The organism is Streptomyces sp. NP160 (genome assembly GCF_006335115.1).
Classification (GTDB): domain Bacteria; phylum Actinomycetota; class Actinomycetes; order Actinomycetales; family Quadrisphaeraceae; genus Quadrisphaera.
In genome coordinates this window covers 49,694-68,053 of the sequence record NZ_VDMJ01000028.1, presented here as the reverse complement: position 1 = coordinate 68,053, position 18,360 = coordinate 49,694, and the positions used below count along the sequence as shown (strand labels likewise).

The 18,360-nt window shown below is 76.5% G+C and carries 15 protein-coding genes; 10 read left to right on the top strand and 5 right to left on the bottom strand.

All coding sequences use genetic code 11. The features are described 5' to 3' along the window. The first annotated feature begins 25 nt into the window (after positions 1-25). The 3 genes from FHN55_RS15100 (at position 26) to FHN55_RS15090 (ending at position 3,695) form a co-directional block, all read left to right on the top strand. The gene (locus FHN55_RS15100) at positions 26-1,477 is read left to right on the top strand and encodes a PLP-dependent aminotransferase family protein (RefSeq protein WP_180357862.1); all 1,452 of its coding nucleotides are present in this window, start codon (positions 26-28) and stop codon (positions 1,475-1,477) included. A 95-nt stretch (positions 1,478-1,572) separates the two neighbouring features. Continuing rightward, complete coding sequence (locus FHN55_RS15095) at positions 1,573-2,814, top strand: benzoate/H(+) symporter BenE family transporter (RefSeq protein WP_218974697.1); 1,242 nt, start codon at positions 1,573-1,575, stop codon at positions 2,812-2,814. Then, a complete protein-coding gene (locus FHN55_RS15090; RefSeq protein ID WP_218974696.1) occupies positions 2,811-3,695 on the top strand; it encodes a YoaK family protein in 885 nt (294 codons plus the stop codon). Before FHN55_RS15095 ends, FHN55_RS15090 begins: the two co-directional genes overlap by 4 nt. 18 nt (positions 3,696-3,713) lie before the next feature. Here FHN55_RS15090 and FHN55_RS15085 read toward each other — a convergent pair whose 3' ends face one another. After that, positions 3,714-5,417 (bottom strand): GAF domain-containing protein, encoded by a 1,704-nt coding sequence (locus tag FHN55_RS15085; protein WP_180357861.1) that lies wholly within the window; start codon positions 5,415-5,417, stop codon positions 3,714-3,716. Between the two features lie 143 nt (positions 5,418-5,560). Here FHN55_RS15085 and FHN55_RS15080 point away from each other — a divergent pair, with 143 nt between their 5' ends. The 6 genes from FHN55_RS15080 to FHN55_RS15055 all read left to right on the top strand — a co-directional run bounded on the left by FHN55_RS15080 (position 5,561) and on the right by FHN55_RS15055 (position 14,499). Then, positions 5,561-6,385: an N-acyl homoserine lactonase family protein gene (locus FHN55_RS15080; protein ID WP_257571027.1), complete on the top strand. Its 825-nt coding sequence runs from the start codon at positions 5,561-5,563 to the stop codon at positions 6,383-6,385. Then, complete coding sequence (locus tag FHN55_RS15075) at positions 6,385-6,837, top strand: zinc ribbon domain-containing protein (RefSeq protein WP_139713149.1); 453 nt, start codon at positions 6,385-6,387, stop codon at positions 6,835-6,837. The genes FHN55_RS15080 and FHN55_RS15075 overlap by 1 nt, the downstream gene beginning before the upstream one ends. Then, positions 6,834-8,000, top strand: coding sequence for an alcohol dehydrogenase catalytic domain-containing protein (locus tag FHN55_RS15070; RefSeq protein WP_139713148.1), 1,167 nt, complete (start codon positions 6,834-6,836; stop codon positions 7,998-8,000). The genes FHN55_RS15075 and FHN55_RS15070 overlap by 4 nt, the downstream gene beginning before the upstream one ends. Further along, positions 7,997-9,487 carry an NAD-dependent succinate-semialdehyde dehydrogenase gene (locus tag FHN55_RS15065; protein WP_139713147.1) on the top strand — a complete coding sequence of 497 codons (1,491 nt, stop codon included), beginning with the start codon at positions 7,997-7,999 and terminating at the stop codon, positions 9,485-9,487. The genes FHN55_RS15070 and FHN55_RS15065 overlap by 4 nt, the downstream gene beginning before the upstream one ends. A 303-nt stretch (positions 9,488-9,790) precedes the next feature. Next, positions 9,791-11,776: a serine/threonine-protein kinase gene (locus tag FHN55_RS15060; RefSeq protein ID WP_218974695.1), complete on the top strand. Its 1,986-nt coding sequence runs from the start codon at positions 9,791-9,793 to the stop codon at positions 11,774-11,776. 95 nt (positions 11,777-11,871) lie between these two features. Then, the gene (locus FHN55_RS15055) at positions 11,872-14,499 is read left to right on the top strand and encodes a serine/threonine-protein kinase (RefSeq protein WP_139713146.1); all 2,628 of its coding nucleotides are present in this window, start codon (positions 11,872-11,874) and stop codon (positions 14,497-14,499) included. A 124-nt stretch (positions 14,500-14,623) separates the two neighbouring features. Here FHN55_RS15055 and FHN55_RS15050 read toward each other — a convergent pair whose 3' ends face one another. From FHN55_RS15050 to FHN55_RS15035, 4 genes are all read right to left on the bottom strand, one after another. Further along, a complete protein-coding gene (locus FHN55_RS15050) occupies positions 14,624-15,376 on the bottom strand; it encodes a hypothetical protein (protein ID WP_139713145.1) in 753 nt (250 codons plus the stop codon). A gap of 127 nt (positions 15,377-15,503) precedes the next feature. Then, positions 15,504-16,289, bottom strand: a complete 786-nt coding sequence (locus FHN55_RS15045) for a hypothetical protein (RefSeq protein ID WP_139713144.1) — start codon at positions 16,287-16,289, stop codon at positions 15,504-15,506. A gap of 73 nt (positions 16,290-16,362) precedes the next feature. Then, positions 16,363-17,238: a membrane protein insertase YidC gene (yidC, locus tag FHN55_RS15040; protein ID WP_139713143.1), complete on the bottom strand. Its 876-nt coding sequence runs from the start codon at positions 17,236-17,238 to the stop codon at positions 16,363-16,365. A 49-nt stretch (positions 17,239-17,287) separates the two neighbouring features. Beyond that, positions 17,288-17,635, bottom strand: coding sequence for a hypothetical protein (locus tag FHN55_RS15035; protein ID WP_139713142.1), 348 nt, complete (start codon positions 17,633-17,635; stop codon positions 17,288-17,290). Between the two features lie 116 nt (positions 17,636-17,751). Between FHN55_RS15035 and FHN55_RS15030 the strand changes: the two genes are divergently transcribed. After that, entirely contained in the window at positions 17,752-18,213 is a 462-nt protein-coding gene (locus FHN55_RS15030; protein WP_257571025.1) for a GNAT family N-acetyltransferase, read from the top strand. The last annotated feature ends 147 nt before the right edge of the window (positions 18,214-18,360 follow it).

Sequence of the window (18,360 nt, the reverse complement as noted above, 5' to 3'; positions counted from 1 at the left end):
GGGCCAAGTCCGCCACGATGGACGGGTGGACCCTGGCCGACTCTCGTCCCTCCTCGCGCCCTGGCTCGGCGCGGGCGCCGCGTACAGCGCCGTCGCCGACGGCGTGCGCGGGCTCGCGCTCGACGGGCGCCTGCCCGTCGGCGCCCGCGTGCCCAGCGAGCGGGCCCTGGCTGCGGCGCTCGGCATGAGCCGCACGACCATCAGCGCCGCCTACGACGTCCTGCGGTCGGAGGGGTACCTCCGCAGCGCGCACGGGGCGGGCAGCCGCGTGGCGCTGCCGACCGGTGCCCGCCCGGTGGAGCGGCCCGACGTCGACCCCGGGGCCGAGCGCGAGCCCGAGGGCGTGCTCGACCTGACCATGGCGGCGCTGCCTGCGCCCGCCGCCGTGCTCGACGCGGTGGCCGCCGCGAGCGCAGACCTGCCGCTGCAGCTGGCCCACCACGGGATGCACGCCTTCGGGCTTCCGGTGCTGCGCGACGCGGTGGCCCGCCACCTCAGCGCTCGGGGGCTGGCGACGGCGCCGGAGCAGGTGCTGGTCACCAGCGGGGCGCTGCAGGGCTGGAACCTGCTGCTGCGGGCGCTGTCGCGCCCGGGCCAGCGGGCGCTGGTGGAGCAGCCCACCTACCCCGCCGTCGTCGACGCGGTCCGCGCCCACCACGTGCGCCCGGTGCCGCTGCCGGTGGGTGAGCACGGGTGGGAGCTGCCCGCGTCGCCGGCGGGCCGACGGGCGATGACGGAGGCGGTGCTGGCGCACGTCACCCCCGACGCGCAGAACCCCACAGGCCTGGTGCAGGACGACGACCAGCGCGCCGAGCTGCTCGCGGCGCTCTCGGCAGGACCTGGCGGCAGCCCGGTGGTGGCGGTCGACGAGACCTTCGCCGACCTGGTGGACCCGGCCGCGGCGCAGACGCCGCTGGCGGCGCTGGCGGAAGCGCGCCGCGGCGAGGAGGTGGTGACGCTGGGCTCGGTGAGCAAGAGCTTCTGGGCCGGGCTGCGGCTGGGCTGGGTGCGGGCCTCACCGGAGCTCGTGTCACGGCTGGCGCAGGTGCGGGCCGGTCTGGACATCACCTCCCCCGTGCTCGACCAGCTGGTGGCGGTGCACCTGCTGGCGCGGGCCCCGGAGCTGCTGGCCGAGCGGCGCGCGCTCCTGGCGGAGCGCCGCACCGGGCTGCTGCGGGCGCTGGCGGCGGGAGTGCCGGACTGGGCGGTGAGGCCGGCGCAGGCCGGGCTGGTCCTGTGGGTGGGGCTGCCGACGCCGGGCGCCACGCAGCTGGTCTCCCACGCCCTCGACCTGGGGGTGCGCCTGGTCCCCGGGCCGCGCTTCACGGTGGACGGTACGGGCGACCGGTGGCTGCGCCTGCCGCTGACCGTGGCCCCGGAGGACGCCCCGGCGCTCGTGTCCGTGCTGCGCGAGGCGCGGGCGCGCGCCGTGGCGAGCGCCCCGACGTCGCGGACCCCGGCGCGGTGGACCGCATGAGCACCCCACCCCCTCCGTCGTCGTCCCCCTCCCCTTCGCACTTTCCACGGGAAGTGCACCAAGAAGGCCCCTCCGTTCCGCGCTTTCCACGGAAAGTGCCAGGAGGAGTCGGTCGGGGCGACGACGGGCGAGAGCCGCGGGAGGGGATCGGCAGGCAGGTCGCGGCCGGCGTCGTCGGCGCGGTCACGGGGTACGCCAGCTCCTTCACCGTGGTCCTGACCGGTCTGGCGGCCGTCGGCGCGACCCCGGCGCAGGCCGCCTCCGGTCTCGTGGCGCTCTGCGCGCTGCAGGGCGTGCTCGCCATCGCCCTCTCCTGGCGCACCCGGATGCCGGTCTCCTTCGCCTGGTCGACCCCGGGCGCCGCCGTCCTCGTGGCGGCGGGCGCGGGCGGCGTGACGTGGCCGGAGGCGGTCGGCGCGTTCGTCCTGTGCGGCGCGCTCGTGGTGCTCACCGGGGCCTGGCCCGCGCTCTCACGCCTGGTCACCCGCGTGCCCGCGCCGCTGTCGGGAGCGCTGCTGGCCGGCGTGCTGCTCCCCCTGTGCCTGGCGCCGGTGACGGCGGTGGCCCGCGAGCCGCTGGCCGGTGGCGCCGTCGTCGTCGTGTGGCTGGTGCTGCGGCGGCTCGCCCCGGCCTGGGCCGTCCCGGCGGCGCTCGTGGTCGCCCTGGTGCTGACGCTGACCGTCGAGCAGGGTGCGGGCCCCGCCGCGGCGGCAGGCGGCCTCGGCTGGGCGCCCGTGCTCACATGGACCACCCCGCAGCTGGACCCACTGGTGCTGCTGAGCATCGGCGTCCCGCTGTACCTCGTCACCACGGCCAGCCAGAACGTGCCGGGCCTGGCCGTGCTGCGCGGCGCCGGCTACCCCGACCCGCCGGCCCGCGCCGCGCTCGTCGGCTCGGGCGCCGCGACCGTGGTGGGCGCGCCGTTCGGCGTGCACGCCCTCAACCTCGCCGCGCTGTCGGCGGCGATCATGGCCGGTCCCGACGTCCACCCCGACCCCCGCCGCCGCTGGCCGGCAGCCGTCACCGGGGGCGTCGCCTACCTCGGTCTGGCGCTCCTCTCGACGGCAGCCGCCGCGCTGGTGTCGTCGGCGCCGCCGCTGCTCGTGCAGGCGGTCGCGGGTCTCGCGCTGCTGGGGGCGTTCCTGGGAGGCCTGGCCTCCGCGGTGCAGGAGGGCCACCCCGCCGAGCACCGCACCGCCGCCGTCCTGGCGTTCCTCGTGGTGGCCAGCGGCGTCAGCGTGGCCGGCATCGGCAGCGCCGTGTGGGGCCTGCTCGCCGGGGCGCTGTGCTACGCGTGGCTGCGCCCGCGCACCACGCCCGACCGAGGACCGCGATGACCCCCGGACGTCCCACCCCTGACGAGGCCGACCTCGCAGCGACGCTCACCCGGGCCACCGCTCCGAGGACGACGACGGGCGCTGCCGCGCCCGGCTCGTCCCCCGTGGTGCTCCCCGAGACGGGACCGGCCGTCGCGCCCGGCGTCGCGCCGCCCGCGGCGGTGGAGCCGCGCTCCCCGGAGGCGACGTCGGCGCTGGTGCCGATGCTGCTGGTCACCTTCGCCACCGGCGTGCTCGACGCCGCCACCTACCTCGGCCTGCACGGCGTCTTCACCGCCAACATGACCGGCAACGTCATCTTCATCGGCCTGGGCCTGGCCGGGTACGACGCGAGCACGCTGCTGCGGGCCGGCCTGGCGCTGGCGGGTTTCGTGGCCGGTGCGGCGCTGCTGGGCCGCCTGGGGCGCGGCCGGGCACCGCGCGCGGGCGCAGACCTTCTGTCGGCGTGGACCCTGGTGGCGGTGGCCGCCGTCGTCGGCGGCGTGGCGCTGGCGCTGGCGGTCACGCCGCTGTCGAGCGCCTGGCTCGACGTCGTCACCGCCGTCACCGCGGCGGCCATGGGCGCCCAGGCGGTGGCGGCGCGGCGGGTCGGCGTCCCCGACGTCCCCACGGTGGTGGTGACCTCGGCGCTGGTCGGGCTGTCCGCCGACCACCGCTGGACCGGGCGCACCCACGACCGCGCGGTGCTGCTGCGGCGGGTCGGGGCCGTCGCGGCGATGCTCGTCGGTGCCCTGGCCGGCGCGCTGCTGCTGCGGTGGCACATCGGGGCGGGCGTGGGCGCCTCCGCGCTCGTCGTGCTGGTCGTGGGGCTGCGCGGGGTGGTGGTCGCTCGCCGCGCGCACCGGTCGCACCGCCCACCCCGGTCTCAGCGGGCCGGGTGAGGGGCCGGGGCGGACCCGTCAGCCGTCCCGGCGCAGCGCGCGCAGCCGCAGCGCGGCCTGCACGTCCAGGCTGCGCGGCGGGCCGTCCCACCCGGCGCCGAGCAGCGCGTCGAGCCGCTCGACGCGCTGCCGGACCGTGTTGACGTGCACGAACAGCCGCGCGGCGGCGGCACTGCGCGACCCCTCCTCGAGCACCGCCGCTGCGGTCTGCTCCAGGTGCGTGCCGTGCTCGCCGTCGTAGGCCAGCACCGGGCCCAGCAACCGCTCGACCATCGCGTCCACCACGCCCTCGTCGGCACCGCCCAGCAGCAGCCCGGCCACGCCCAGCCGGGCCCTGTCGGCGTGACCGGTGCGCCACCCGAGCACCTGCGCGGCCCGCGCGACCTGCGCGGCCTCGGCGTGCGCCCGCCCGACGGACCCGGTGCCGCGCGCGGCGACGGCGGGCTCCGCGTCGGCGCAGCCGACCACGGCGCTCACCCCCGCCCCCGCCAGCGCCGCCTGCGCCGCGGCACCCAGCTCGTCAGAGCTCGCACCCCGCCGCGAGCAGACCAGGCAGACGTGGCCCGCGTGCACGGCCACGAGTCCGCGGCCCTCCACCAGGGGGCGCAGCGCCGCCACGCTGCGCTGGCGGTCGGCCGGCGGGACCACCGCCACCAGCGACGAGGACGGCTCGCGCAGGTCGAGGCCCTGCGCCAGCGCGCGCTCCTGGAGCACCTCGCGGCGCACTCCGCGCTCGTCGACCAGGTCGTCGAGCAGCGCTGACGGCGACCTGTCGGCGGCCTCGGCGAGCTCGTGCTCCACCTGCAGCGCCGCCGCCGCCGCGAGCGCCCCGCGGCCCAGCGCGCGGTGAGCGCGCTCCCCCACGGCCGGGCTGACCAGCCGGCTCGCCCCGGCGGGGCCGCCCGGCACGACGACGACCGCCGTCGCCCCACCGTCGTCGTCGAGGTCCGCGTGACGGCCGCCGGCGCTGCAGCGGACGCGGGCGTCGTCGTCGACCAGGACCACCGGTGCGCCCACCGCGGCGGCGAGCTCCTCGACCACGGCGCGGCACCCGCCCCCGCCGCCGACGGCGGCGAGCAGGCGCGCGTCGAGGTCGAGCAGGTCGGCGTCGCCCTGGGCGGTGGACGCGGCGGCGCGCAGCGCGGCGATCTCGCTGGCGCGGCGGGTCTGCTCGAGGGCGACGGCGGCCTGCAGGGCCAGCAGGCGCAGCGCCTCCAGCCCGGCCGGCGGCATCGCCACCGGGGTCCGGTGCGCCACGAGCAGCGCCCCGACCAGGTGCCCGTCCACGCGCAGCGGCTCGCCGCTGATGGCGCGCACCCCCTCGGCGGCCACCGCTTCGTCGATGTGGGTGAGGTGGTTGAGGTCGGCGTCGGCGAGGTAGTCGTCGGTGTGCACCGAGGTCCCGCCGGCGGCCACGGACCCGAGGATGCCCGTGCCCAAGGGCATGCGGATCTCGGCGTACGCGCGGGTCCGCACGCCGTCGGTGACGTGGATCCACGTCTCGCCGGCGTCGAGGTCGTTGAGGGACAGGTAGGCCATGTCGGCGCCCAGCAGGGCGCGGGTGCGGCGGACCAGTGCCCGGAGGATCACCGAGCGGTCGCGCACGCTGGCGAGGTCGGTGGCCGAGTCGTGGACGGCCCGCAGCAGCGCCGCCGGGGACGGCGCCGCGAAGGAGCCGAGCGGACGACCGGCCACGGTGCCGGTCCCCTCCAGGGTGGTCACGACAGGTGTGTACCGCGCACACCCCGTGGCCGCCAGTGTGTGCGCGTCGTCCATGGTCATCGCCCGCCGCGGCGACGCAGGGTGGGCGGGCGCCGTCCCCTCAGGCGGTGTCCCCGCGATGACGCGAGACGAGGAGTCCCTCCGTGACTGGTGCTGCTCCCGAGATGAAGCTCCACGTGCTCTCCACCGGTGTGATGGAGACCGACCTGACCTGGCTGCTGCTCAAGGGCGGCCGCACGATCCGCGACCGCCACCACAAGGACGACCCCGTGGTCTGGGGCGACTGCCCCACCCACGCGGTGCTCATCGAGCACCCCGAGGGCCGGGTGCTGTGGGACACCGGCGTGCCGCGCGACTGGGAGGAGCGCTGGGCCCCCACCGGCTTCCACGACTTCTTCCCCGTCAAGGAGCCCGTCGACGGCCCCGGCTACCTCGACTCCTCGCTCGCCTCGCTCGAGCTCACGCCGGACGACGTCGACATCCTCGTGCTGAGCCACCTGCACTTCGACCACGCCGCCAACGCCCGGGACTTCATGAACGGCAGGACCCGGATCATCGCCAACGACAAGGAGGTCGAGGGCGCCTCGAAGATCCAGGGGTACAGCCAGGGCGCGCACATCGTCAGCGACTACCAGGGCCTGCCGATCGAGACGGTCAGCGGAGACGTGGAGATCCTCCCCGGCATCTCGGTGATCGAGACCCCCGGCCACACCTGGGGGACCATGTCGCTGCGCGTGGACCTGCCCCAGGAGGGCACCAAGATCTTCACCTCCGACGCGGTCTACCTGCGCGACTCCTGGGGCCCGCCGGCCGTGGGCGCCGCCATCGTCTGGAACAACCTGGCGTGGCTGGAGAGCGTGGAGAAGCTCCGCGGCATCGCCGAGGAGACCGGCGCGGAGGTCATCTTCGGGCACGACGGCGAGCAGGCGAAGCAGCTGCGCTACGCCCCTGACGGGGAGTACCGCTGATGGTGCTGCACGACTTCACCTGCGCGCAGGGGCACCGCTTCGAGGCGGGCCTGGCGTCGATGAGCAGCCCCGACCCGGCGTGCCCGGCGTGCGGCTCCGCCACCCGCCGCCGCCCGAGCCGGCTCAACATCGGCGGCCGGGCGTCCACGGGGGTGCCGCGCGAGCGGATGCCCCGCAGCTGGGAGGGCGTCGGGCGGGGCGACCGGGAGACGGTCGCGCACTGGCGGGCGGTGGCCGAGGAGCGGGAGGCGCTCGAGGAGCGCCACCCCGAGCTGGCCGGTGACCGCCGCCCGGTGCTGGCGCACGAGGGCGTCTTCGCCGGACGGCCGCTGCGCGCCGGGGACGACGTCGCGGCGTCGCTGGCCGCGGCGAAGGCCGCCAGGGCCGAGGAGGCCGCCGCGCCCCCGTCGTCGTCCCCCGCGAGGGCGGCGGGCGCGGGAGCGGCGTCGTGAGGGCGCGCGGCGCCGTCCTGGTGGAGATCGGCAGGGAGCGCCCCTACGCGAGCAGCCGGCCGATCGAGGTGGTCGACGTCGAGCTCGACCCGCCGGGCCCAGGCGAGCTGCTGGTGCGCATGGAGGCCGCCGGCGTCTGCCACTCCGACCTGTCGGTCGTGGACGGCAACCGGGTGCGTCCGGTCCCGATGCTGCTGGGGCACGAGGCCTGCGGCCGCGTGGAGCAGGTCGGTGACGGCGTGGACGACCTCGCCGTCGGGCAGCGCGTGGTGATGGCCTTCCTGCCCCGCTGCGGGGAGTGCGCGGGCTGTCGCTCCGACGGCCGGCTCCCCTGCACGCCGGGCTCGGCGGCCAACAACGCCGGCGAGCTGCTCGGCGGGGGTCGGCGGCTGCACGGCGCGGACGGCTCCGGGCTCAGCGGTGAGCTGCACCACCACCTGGGCGTCAGCGGGTTCGCGACGCACGCCGTGGTCGACCGCCGCTCGGTGGTCCCCGTCGACGACGACGTGCCCCCCGAGGTGGCCGCCGTCCTCGGCTGCGCGGTGCTCACCGGCGGGGGCGCCGTGCTCAACGCCGGCAAGCCGGCCCAGGGCGACACCGTGGTGGTGGTCGGCCTGGGCGGGGTGGGCATGGCCGCCCTCATCACCGCGGTGTCGCTGGGCCTGGGCGACGTCATCGGCGTCGACGCGGTGCCGGAGAAGCTGGCCCGCGCCCGCGAGCTGGGCGCCACGGCGGTGCACACCCCCGCCGAGGCGCTCGAGGCGGGCCTCAAGGCTCCCGTGGTGGTGGAGGCCGCCGGCAACGCCCGCGCCTTCGAGACCGCGGTGGCGCTCACCGGGGTCGGGGGCACCACGGTCACCGTGGGCCTGCCCGCCCCGACCGCGGAGGCGACCATCAGGCCGCTCGGCATCACCGCGGAGGCGCGGACCATCGTCGGCAGCTACCTGGGCTCGGCGGTGCCCGCGCGCGACATCCCCACCTACGCGCAGATGTGGCGCGAGGGGCGCCTGCCGGTGGACGCGCTGATCTCCTCGCGCACCACGCTCGACGGCATCAACGAGGCGATGGACGCGCTCGCCGACGGGCGCGCGGTGCGGCAGGTGGTGCTCTTCGACGGGCCCGAGAGCGGGTCGGGGAGCACGGGTGGAGGATCGGGAGCATGACCACTGACACCTCCACGCAGCAGGGACGGGAGGAGGCGCTCGTCGCGAGCGTCCCCACCGACCTGCTCATCGGCGGGCGCTGGGTGCCCGCGTCCTCCGGCGAGCGCTTCGACGTGGAGGACCCGGCCACCGGCGCCGTGCTCACCACCGTCGCCGACGCCACGGTCGGGGACGGCGCCGCCGCCCTCGACGCCGCCGTCGCCGCGCAGGACTCCTGGGGCCGCACCGCGCCGCGCGAGCGGGCCGAGCTGCTGCGGCGCGCCTTCGACGCGGTCACCGCCCGCGCCGACGACCTCGCCCTGCTCATGACGCTGGAGATGGGCAAGTCCGTGGCCGAGGCGCGCGGCGAGGTGGCGTACGGCTCGGAGTTCCTCCGGTGGAGCTCGGAGCAGGCCGCCCACGTCGCGGGGCGCTACCTGCCCGCACCGGACGGCAAGCAGCGCCTGCTGGTGGTGAAGAAGCCGGTGGGCCCGTGCCTGTTCATCACGCCGTGGAACTTCCCCCTGGCCATGGCCACGCGGAAGATCGCGCCGGCGCTGGCCGCGGGGTGCACCGTGGTGCTGAAGCCGGCGGCGGAGACGCCGCTCACGGCGCTGCTGTTCGCGCAGGTCCTCCTCGACGCGGGGCTGCCGGACGGCGTGGTCAACCTCATCCCGTGCACGAAGGCCGGTGACGTGACCGGGCCGCTCATCGCGGACCCCCGGCTGCGCAAGCTCTCCTTCACCGGCTCCACGCCGGTGGGCAAGGTGCTGCTCAAGCAGGCCTCCGAGCAGGTGCTGAGGACGTCGATGGAGCTGGGCGGCAACGCCCCGTTCCTCGTCTTCGAGGACGCCGACCTCGACGCCGCCGTGGAGGGCGCCCTGCTGGCGAAGATGCGCAACGGCGGGGAGGCGTGCACCTCGGCCAACCGCTTCTACGTGCACTCCGCGGTGGCGGCGGCGTTCTCGGCGAAGCTCGCGGCGCGCATCGGCGGCATGAAGGTGGCGCGCGGCACCGAGGAGGGCGCGCAGGTGGGCCCGATCATCAACGAGAAGGGACGCACCAAGATCGCCGACCTCGTCGACGACGCCGTCTCCCGCGGCGCGAAGGTGCTGACCGGGGGCGGGCGCGTCGAGGGACCGGGCTACTTCTTCTCCCCCACCGTCCTCGCCGACGTCCCGCTCGGCTCGAGGCTGCTCAAGGAGGAGATCTTCGGCCCCGTCGCCCCGGTGACGACCTTCGAGACCGAGGACGAGGCCGTGGCCCTGGCCAACGACACCGAGTTCGGGCTCATCGCCTACGCGTACACGGGCTCCACGGCGCGGGCGCTGCGGCTGACCGAGCGCCTGGAGACGGGGATGCTCGGCATCAACGCCGGCGTCATCTCCAACCCGGCGGCGCCGTTCGGCGGGGTCAAGCAGTCAGGCCTGGGCCGCGAGGGCGGCGAAGAGGGCATCGAGGAGTACCTCGAGACGCTCTACGCCGGCATCGCCGACCCCTGGGCCTGACCCCGCACCACCCCCGTTCGACCGTGATCATGGACGGACGGCCACCTCCTGTGTGACGACGGACGTGCAGGACCGCCGCCCCCACCACCGCTTCGACGGGTCAGGCGCCTCCCGGTGACAACACATCGGCGCCCGAGCGGTCGATGCTCCACGTCCCGCCGGGCGTGCAGAAGTCCTGAGCGAGGGCCCCAGCAGGCCTCCGGCCCGGTTTCTGCATGGTCGGCGGGACGCGCCCGGGCGTGACGACGACCCTCCCGCTGCGACCGGCCGCGCCACTACGCTCCGCCCCGCGGAGGTGGCCGGGTGGAGCAGCGCAGGCTGGGTCAGTACGAGCTGGTGTCGCTGCTCGGCGCGGGCGGGATGGGTGAGGTGCACCGCGCCGTCGACACCGTCCGCGGCCGGCAGGTGGCCCTCAAGGTGCTCGCCGACGGCATCGGCGCCGACCACGACTTCACCGCCCGCTTCCGCCGCGAGCAGCACGTCGCCGCGCAGCTCAACGAGCCGCACATCATCCCCATCCACGACTTCGGCGAGGTCGACGGCCGCCTCTTCATCGACATGCGCCTCGTGGAGGGCCGCGACCTCGCCCACGTCCTCGACGACGGCCCGTTGCCCCCCGAGCGCGCCGTGCACGTGGCCGACCAGGCGGCGCAGGCCCTCGACGCCGCACACGCCGCCCGGCTGGTCCACCGCGACATCAAGCCCTCCAACCTCCTGGTCACGCCGCAGGGCTTCGTCTACGTCGTCGACTTCGGCATCGCCAGGTCGACCACCGCCACCGCGACGTCGCTGACCGCCACCGGCGCGACCCTCGGCACGCTGGCGTACATGGCGCCGGAGCGCTTCACCGCCGCACCGCTGGAGCCCAGCAGCGACGTCTACTCCCTGGCCTGCGTGCTCTACGAGTGCCTGACCGGCGCCCGCCCCTTCACCGGCGACGACCTGCCGAGCCTCCTGTACGCCCACTTCCACGTCCGCCCCGTCCCGCCGAGCCAACGGGTGCCAGGCCTCCCGCCCGCCCTCGACGCCGTGGTGCTGCGCGGCATGGCGAAGGACCCGGCCGCCCGCTTCGCCACGTGCGGCGAGATGACCGCCGCCGCCCACGCGGCCCTCGGCGGCCGCGCCCAGCACGCGCCGGGCTGGGCGCCACCACCGCCTCCCTCCGACCCCGCGATGACGACGACGACGCGCGCGGCGACTGGCTCACAGCACGACGAGCCGACAGACGCGCCGACCTGGGCGCCCGGACCACCGCCAGCGGCAGCTGCTGCCGCCGCAGCGGAGACCGCCGCCGCGCCGACGTGGACCCCGGCGGCGTCGGGCACCCAGCAGGCGCAGGAGACCGAGCTCCGCGGGGGCCACGGCCAGGCCTTCAGGCAGCCGACCCAGCAGCCGACCCAGCCTGCGACCGCGCCGGCGTGGCAGGGCAGCGCCGCCCCCGGGCGTCCCGCGGGCCGACGGCGCCGCCGCGCGCCGCTGGCGCTGGTGGGCGGCGCCGCGCTGGTCGTGCTGGCGGCGGTCGGGGTCGCGATGCTCCTCGGCCTGGGCCCCTTCGACCGCGACGCCCGCCAGACCGCTGCCGGCACCTCCTCCGAGCCCGGCAGCGACGCCGGCGCTCTGCCCTCCGGGGCCACCGCGGGTGCGGGCGAGGCCGCGGCGGGCGGTGCGCCCTCGTCGTCGTCCTCGGCGGACGCAGGAGGGGCCAGCACCGGCGGAGCCGGCAGGGCCACGGGCGGCAGCGACGCGGGCGTCCACCCGGACGCGGTGGCTGCGACCTACCCCAGCGGCTACGCCGCCGACGGCTCCCTCGACCACGGCGAGCAGGCGGTGTGGTGGGCCTCGCAGGAGCGGTTCCGCGAGGTCGACGGAGACGGCTGCAACCCCTACACGTTCATCTACGGAGGGGTCGAGACCGACCCCGCCTGCCCCGTCGGGCAGGTGAAGAGCGACTGGAACGTCGACTTCGTCAAGGACGCGTGGGTCAACGGCGGCTGCCTGCCCGACGCGGTGCGCGACGACGACCTCACCACCTTCCGCGAGGAGGGCGACTACACGCCCTACGCGCCGGGGGCCGCCGTCACGCCCGGCCCCGGCGACGCGGTGCTGTGGACGGACCCGTCGGGGCGCACCGGCGCTGTCGGGCTCGTGCTGGAGGCGGCGAGCCCGTCCAAGGTCAAGGTGGTGGTCGGTGACGACGACGACGCGCTGGTCACGCGCTGGGTCGACCCCGCCGTCTCCACCCAGCGCGGCGAACCGGTCACCGGCTACGTGCGCCTCGCCTGCGGCTGAGGGCGCGTTCCCCCGGCGGGTCCCGCGCGGACACGGGCCAGCACCCTGTCGGGCGACGCTCGCCGCGAGTAGCGTCCGCCGGCGGAGGTGGCGCCATGGAGCAGCGCTCGCTCGGTCCCTACGTGCTCGAGGCCCTGCTGGGCGCGGGCGGCATGGGCGAGGTGCACCGCGCCCACGACACCGTCCGCGACCGCCGCGTGGCGCTCAAGGTGCTGCCCGAGGCGTTCAGCCACGACCACGAGTACAGCTCCCGCTTCCGCCGCGAGCAGCACATCGCCGCGCGCCTGCGCGACCCGCACATCATCCCCATCCACGACTTCGGCGAGGTGGACGGGCGGCTGTTCATCGACATGCGCCTGGTCGACGGCCGCGACGCCGCCGGGCTGCTCGCCAGCGGCGAGCTGACGCCCGATCAGGCCGTGCACCTGGTCGAGCAGACCGCGCAGGCGCTCGACTCCGCCCACGCCGAGGGGCTGGTGCACCGGGACGTGAAGCCGTCCAACCTCCTCGTGACGCCGAGCGGCTTCGTCTACGTGGTCGACTTCGGCATCGCCCGGCAGGTCGGCACCACCCGCACCTCGCTGACGGTCACCGGCGCCACCGTGGGCACGCTCGACTACATGGCGCCGGAGCGCTTCACCACGCAGCCGATCGACGCCCGCGCCGACGTCTACTCGCTGGCCTGCATGCTCTACGAGTTCCTCACCTCGCGGCGGCCCTTCCCCGGCCACGACCTGCCATCGCTCATGTACGCGCACTTCTACACCGAGCCGGAGCCGCCCAGCAGCGTGAACCCGGCGCTGCCCGCCGCCCTCGACGACGTGGTGCTGCGCGGCATGGCGAAGAACCCCGACGACCGGTACGCCACCGCCGGCGAGCTGGCCGCGGCTGCGCAGGAGGCGCTCGGCGGGGCGGCGCCGGTGCGCTGGACGGACCGCGGCGACGTCATCGACCTGCGCGACGCGCCGACCGCCGGCCCCTCCCCCGCTGCTGAGGACGACGACGACCGCGGCCGCACGACGCCGGCGACGCCGGAGGTCCCCGCCGCCAGCGCACCGGCCACCGCCGCAGGCGCCGGCGCGGTCGGGCTGGGCCTGGTGGTCGCAGGTGGAGCGCACCGCACCACCGACCCGCTGCCGGCGGCCGCCGCCGCGGCGGTGCCGGTCGAGGCGGCGGTGCCGGTCGAGGCGGTGGTGCCGGTCGAGGCGGCGGAGACGGTCGAGGCGCGCCGGACGGCGGCCCCCGCCGCCGGTGCAGCGGGCGCCGAGGAGGAGACCGTCGAGGTGGTCCGCCCGCGTGCGCCCGGAGCGGGGTCGCCGGGAGGAGCCCCGGCCCGCGCGAACGAGCCGCTGACCGTGTTGCCCCGCGCTGCGGCGGCGCCGCTGGCGGACGAGCCGACCGTCGCCCGGCCCACCGACGGCCCGCCGGGTCCCCCTCGGCCTGCGCCGCGCCCCGTCGACCGCTCCCACGGGGGCCGTCCGCGAGCGCACGCCGGGCAGCGGCCGGCGCCCCGGCAGCACGCGCCGGCCCCGCGCAGCGCGCACGCCGCACCCAGCGCCCCCACCTCGGCACCGGCACCGCCGCCCGGCGCGGGCGAGCAGCGCCGCAGGCGCCACGGCGGCCTGGTCGCCCTCGTCGTCGTCGCCCTGTTGCTCGTCGGGGCCGTCGGCGCGGGGGCGTGGTGGCTGTTCTGGCCGGACGAGGCGACCCCGGCCGCCTCCAGCGCCGTCGAGGGGCCTGCGGCGCAGACGCCGGCGACCAGCGCCCCCAGCACACCGGCGGCCGTGGCGCCCGCGGCGAGCGTCGCCATCCCGGCGGTCGGGCCCACCATCCCGGTCGGCGAGACGCCGGGCTTCGTGGAGGTGACGCCGGACGGGCGGTTCGCCTACGTCGCCAACCGCGACGCGGGCGTGGTGACGGTCATCGACACCGCCGTCAACCAGGTCACCGCGACGATCACGGTCGACGCGGGGCCACCGCAGTTCCTGTCCTTCTCCCCCGACGGCGGTACCGCCTACATCAGCACCTACCGCAAGACGGGCGCGACCACGTACGACCAGAACGACGTGGTGTTCCTCGACACCGCGACGAACGAGATCACCCACGTGGTGCCGGTGGGGCAGCGGCCCTTCGCGTCGGCGACGACGCCGGACGGCTCCCAGCTGTGGGTGCCCAGCCACGACACCGGCAAGCTCGACATCATCGACGTCGCGACCGCCACCGTCGTGGCCGAGAAGGACGTGGCCCCCAACCCGCACTGGGTGGCGTTCAGCAAGGACGGCAAGACCGTCTTCACGGCCAACCACGAGTCGGGGGTCATCAGCGTCATCGACGCGGCGACGCGGCAGACGACCCAGGAGGTCGCCGTGGGCGAGGCGCCCCACAGCACCGCCGTCTCGCCGGACGGGTCGCGGGTGGCGGTGGTCTGCTACGACAGCAACGAGGTGTGGGTCATCGACGCTGCCACGCACGCGGTGGTGGCGACCGTCCCGGTGGACGCGAAGCCGCAGGACATCGCCTTCGCCCCCGACGGCCAGCACCTGTACACGGCCAACGTCGACGCCGGCACCGTCGACGTCCTCGACACCGCCACGAACACCGTCACAGCGAGCATCCCCGTCGGGGGGAACCCGACGAGCATCTCGGTGCGACCGGACGGCGAGCAGGCCTACGTCACGCTGCTGGACCAGGGGCAGGTGCGCATCCTCGACGTCGGTCGCTGACCAGGGCGGGGCGTGACTCCGGACGTGCAGGAGTCCCCCGCGGCCCCCGGTGCGGGGGGCGCAGGGGACTCCTGCACGTCGGCCGTCACACGTCTCGTGGTGGACGGGGCGGCACGAGCCGACCTCAGCCCTGGTAGTCCGGCGTCACGTAGCTGGTCACGTGGAAGCCGCGGACCGTCGCCGTCGCCGGGTCGATCCACTTCGTGACGAGCTTGCCGCTGACGTCACCGACGGTGACCTTGACCTTGGACGCGCTCTTCGCCTCGAGCACGACGCCGACGGCACCCTGCTCGCCCGAGGCGTCGGTGAAGAGGACCACGTCACCGCCCAGGGGCACGTAGTCGTCCTGCGGGTGGTCGACGTGGTGGTAGTAGTTCGTCACCAGGCCGAGGCCCCAGAAGGTGGTGAGGTCGCTGCTGCTCAGGTCGTAGGTGCGGAAGCCGGCCTGCTGAAGGGCGTCCTTGGTGAAGTCGACGTTCCAGTCGCTCGTCACCTGCCCGACCGGGCAGCGCGGGTCCGTCTCCACGCCGCCGTAGATGAAGGTGTACGGGTTGCAGCCGTCGTGGTGGCTCTCGGTGAAGCGCTCGCCGGCGGCCCACCACACGACGTGGGCGTGGGGGTCGTAGCTGCCGTCGGCGCCGAAGCCGTCGGAGTGCTTGCCGCCGAGCGCGTCCACGGACCGGCCGTCGCTGGTGTGCACGGTCTTCGGCTCGGCGGCGTTCGCCGCGCCGGCCAGCGCGATCCCGCCGACCCCGAGCGGCAGGGCGAAGAGGGACACCAGCATGCCCAGGCGGGCCGCGCGGGAGCGGAGGCGGCTGCGGCGGGTCGCAGCGGTGGTGGCGGTGGTGGCGGTGGCGGCGGGGCTGGTGGCGTTCACGGCGGGCTCCTCGGTGTGCCTGCCCCGGCGGGGTGCCGGTGGCGATGAGGAGAGACAACTCCGACCGCGCTCCGCGCAGCAGGGCACGGGTGCCCGGCGTCGTCGTCCTCGCAGGTCAGAGGTCGTGTCAGCCGGCGAGGGCCTCGAAGTCGGCGAGCTCCTCGGTGGTGACGTTGCCGCTCAGGCGCGCCCACCGCGCCAGCCGCGGGAGGTACGACTCCCGGCCCGCGCGCTCGGCGCCGGCCTCCTCCCACACCCCGTCGACGCCGTGCGCGGTGGCCAGCTCCCGGCGCAGGTCGTCCAGGACGTTGCGGACGGTCTTGGCGCTGGTGCGGTGTCCGCGCTCGGCGAGGATCTGCTCCATCTCGGCGTAGGACGGCGTGCCGTGCTGGCCGTTCCACCCGAACGCCGACGGCAGGCACAACGCGCACAGCAGCAGCCGGTGGCGCGGGGTGAGCGACTCGATCCGGGCGAAGCCGACCGTCGCGCTGCTCGGGCCGCCGACCACCGCCGTCATGGGCAGCGGCGCCCGCGGCGCGGGCCCGGCCGCGCGGAGCCCGGTGACGTCCACGGACAGCGCGTACCGGCCGTGCTCGCCGTCGATCCGCACGGTGACGAGGTCGTGCGGGCCGGTGCCGGCCACCATGAGCGGGGCCACCTCGAACGGCTCGCCGGGGAAGGTCTCCACCACCAGCGCCCGCTTGTCTGAGGTGTTGTGGAGCAGCACGCCGTCGGGGCGGCACTCGAGGCGGCCGGCGTAGCGCGGGATGCGCAGGTCGGCCGGGTCGTGACCGATGCGCAGGTCGTTGCCCTGCCCGCGGCCGAAGGCGAGCTGCTCCCCCGGCGCGAGCTCGCGGCGCTGGCCACCGCACCGGACCACGGCCACCGGGGGGCGGGGCACCTGCGAGGGCACGCCGCGGAGCGTAGCCCTCCCCCGGCGCCCGGCCCACCCCACCGTGATCATGGACTTCCGGAGCACCACCGCCTCACACCCCGACCTCGCGCGCCGCCAGCCGCCGCTCGCGCGCGGCTGCGGCCGGCGTCCCCGGCGTCGGCATCCACCTCAGCAGCGCTGCGCCCTGGCCGAGCGACCACACCGCCGAGCTGGCCCAGTACACGAGCAGCCCCAGCGGCACCGCCGCGCTGGCGGCGGCCATGGCCAGCGGCACCAGCCAGACGGTCATCCGCTGGGCCTGGCCGACCGGCCCCTCCAGCGCCTCGGGGGCGGTGCCGAGGGCGAGCTGGCGGTGCGTGGTGACCCACGTCGCCACCGCGACGACGACGACGAGCGCCGCTGCCGCGAGCGTCCCCGCTCCACCGTCGCCCCCACCCAGCAGCGAGGCGGACAGCGGTGCGCCCAGCACCGTGGCGGCCCCGGCCTGGGCCGCGGCCACCGGCGTCAGCAGCCCGACGGCGTGCCCGCGGGCGGCCCCGTCGAGCACCCGCGCCAGCGCGACCATCACCGGGAGCTGCAGCAGCACCGGCAGGAAGGACAGCGGCGATGCCCCGGCCTCGGCGTGCAGCGCCTTCTGCTCGGCACGCCACCGGGCCAGCTCGGCGGGGTCGCGCGTGAGCTGCCTCCGCCCGCCCGGACCGGTGGGCCGGGAGTACCGGCCCTGCAGCGCGCGCAGCTGCGGGGCGATGCGCGCCAGCCGGTGGGAGACCCGCACCTGCCGCAGCACCAGCGGCAGCAGCGCGAGCCGCACCAGCACCACGAGGACGACGACGGCGCCGACCCACGCGGCACCGGAGGCGGGGTCGAGCCCGAGCGCGCCGAGCAGCGCGTGCGCGGCGACGAGGACGCCGGAGACCGCGGTCTCCAGCCAGGCGAGCGGGTTGAGCAGGGACCAGGACGAGGGCATGCGGACGCTCCAGACGTGCGAGGGGACGGTGGTCCCCCGCGCCGGGTCGTCAGCAGGCGAGGCGGCGCGGGGAGGTCCCCGCGCCCGGCGCCCGTGAGCGCGTGCGGCCGGGGCGTCCCGGCCTGTCGTCGAGGCGGACGACGACGTCCGCCTGCCAGCGCACCGCGGCGGGCGCGCGCGGTGGAGCGGTGAGCAGCAGGACGGCGAGCGCCGTCGCCACCGCGAGGCCAGCGGCCAGCGCGGAACCGGCGAGGACGGCCGCGGCCAGCGCGCCGCCGGCGAGGGCCTGCGGCAGCCCGTGGCCGGACAGGGCGGACGGCCCCAGCAGGAGCAGCGGCCCGAGCAGCACCGCGAGCGCGACGACGAGCCGGTGGACGGCTCCGCGCTCCTGGCTCACCCGCTCACTGTGGGGCTCGCCCCCGCTCGGTCGCAAGCGCCCTCGCCCTCCGTCGGCCGATTCCCCAGGTCGGCCATCCCTTCCGGCGCTCCGCACGGCGCGCCAGGATGACCCCCGTGACCAGCGGTGTGGTGGTGCGGACGGCGACGGTCGACGACGTCGAGGAGGTGGCGCGGCTGTTCGCCGGCTACCTCGACTTCTACGAGCACCCCCGCGAGCCCGCCGAGGTGATCGCGTACCTGGCAGCGCGGATCGCGAACGGGGAGGGCGTCGTCCTGCTCGCCGAGGACCCCGCCCGCGGTGGGGCGGTGGTGGGGTTCGCGCAGTGCTACCCCTCCTGGGCCTCGCTCGAGCTCGCCCCGGCGTGGGTGCTCTACGACCTCTTCGTCGACCCGGCCGCCCGCCGGCTCGGTGTCGGGCGGGCGCTGCTGCGCGCCGTCGCCGAGCGGGCGCGCGCCGCGGGCGCGACGACGGCCGTCCTCGAGACCGCGCACACCAACACGTCCGCGCAGGCCCTCTACGAGAGCGAGGGCTGGGTCCGCGACACCACCTACCGGACCTACGCGCTGGAGCTGTGACCCCGCCGAGCCTGGTGGCCGACCTGGGGGCACCTCCCGCTTGCGGGGGACCATGATCACGGTGGGACGGGGTTCGTGCTCCCGCTACCACCGTGATCATGGACGGTCGGCCACCCCGCGGTGATCGAGGGGTTGGCGGGAGGTGGC

Bases quoted from the DNA above. Each gene is read 5' to 3' on its own strand.
- FHN55_RS15090 (WP_218974696.1), top strand. From the start codon at position 2,811: ATGACCCCCGGACGTCCCACCCCTGACGAGGCCGACCTCGCAGCGACG.
- FHN55_RS15075 (WP_139713149.1), top strand. From the start codon at position 6,385: ATGGTGCTGCACGACTTCACCTGCGCGCAGGGGCACCGCTTCGAGGCG.
- FHN55_RS15065 (WP_139713147.1), top strand. From the start codon at position 7,997: ATGACCACTGACACCTCCACGCAGCAGGGACGGGAGGAGGCGCTCGTC.
- FHN55_RS15055 (WP_139713146.1), top strand. From the start codon at position 11,872: ATGGAGCAGCGCTCGCTCGGTCCCTACGTGCTCGAGGCCCTGCTGGGC.
- yidC (WP_139713143.1), bottom strand. From the start codon at position 17,238: ATGCCCTCGTCCTGGTCCCTGCTCAACCCGCTCGCCTGGCTGGAGACC.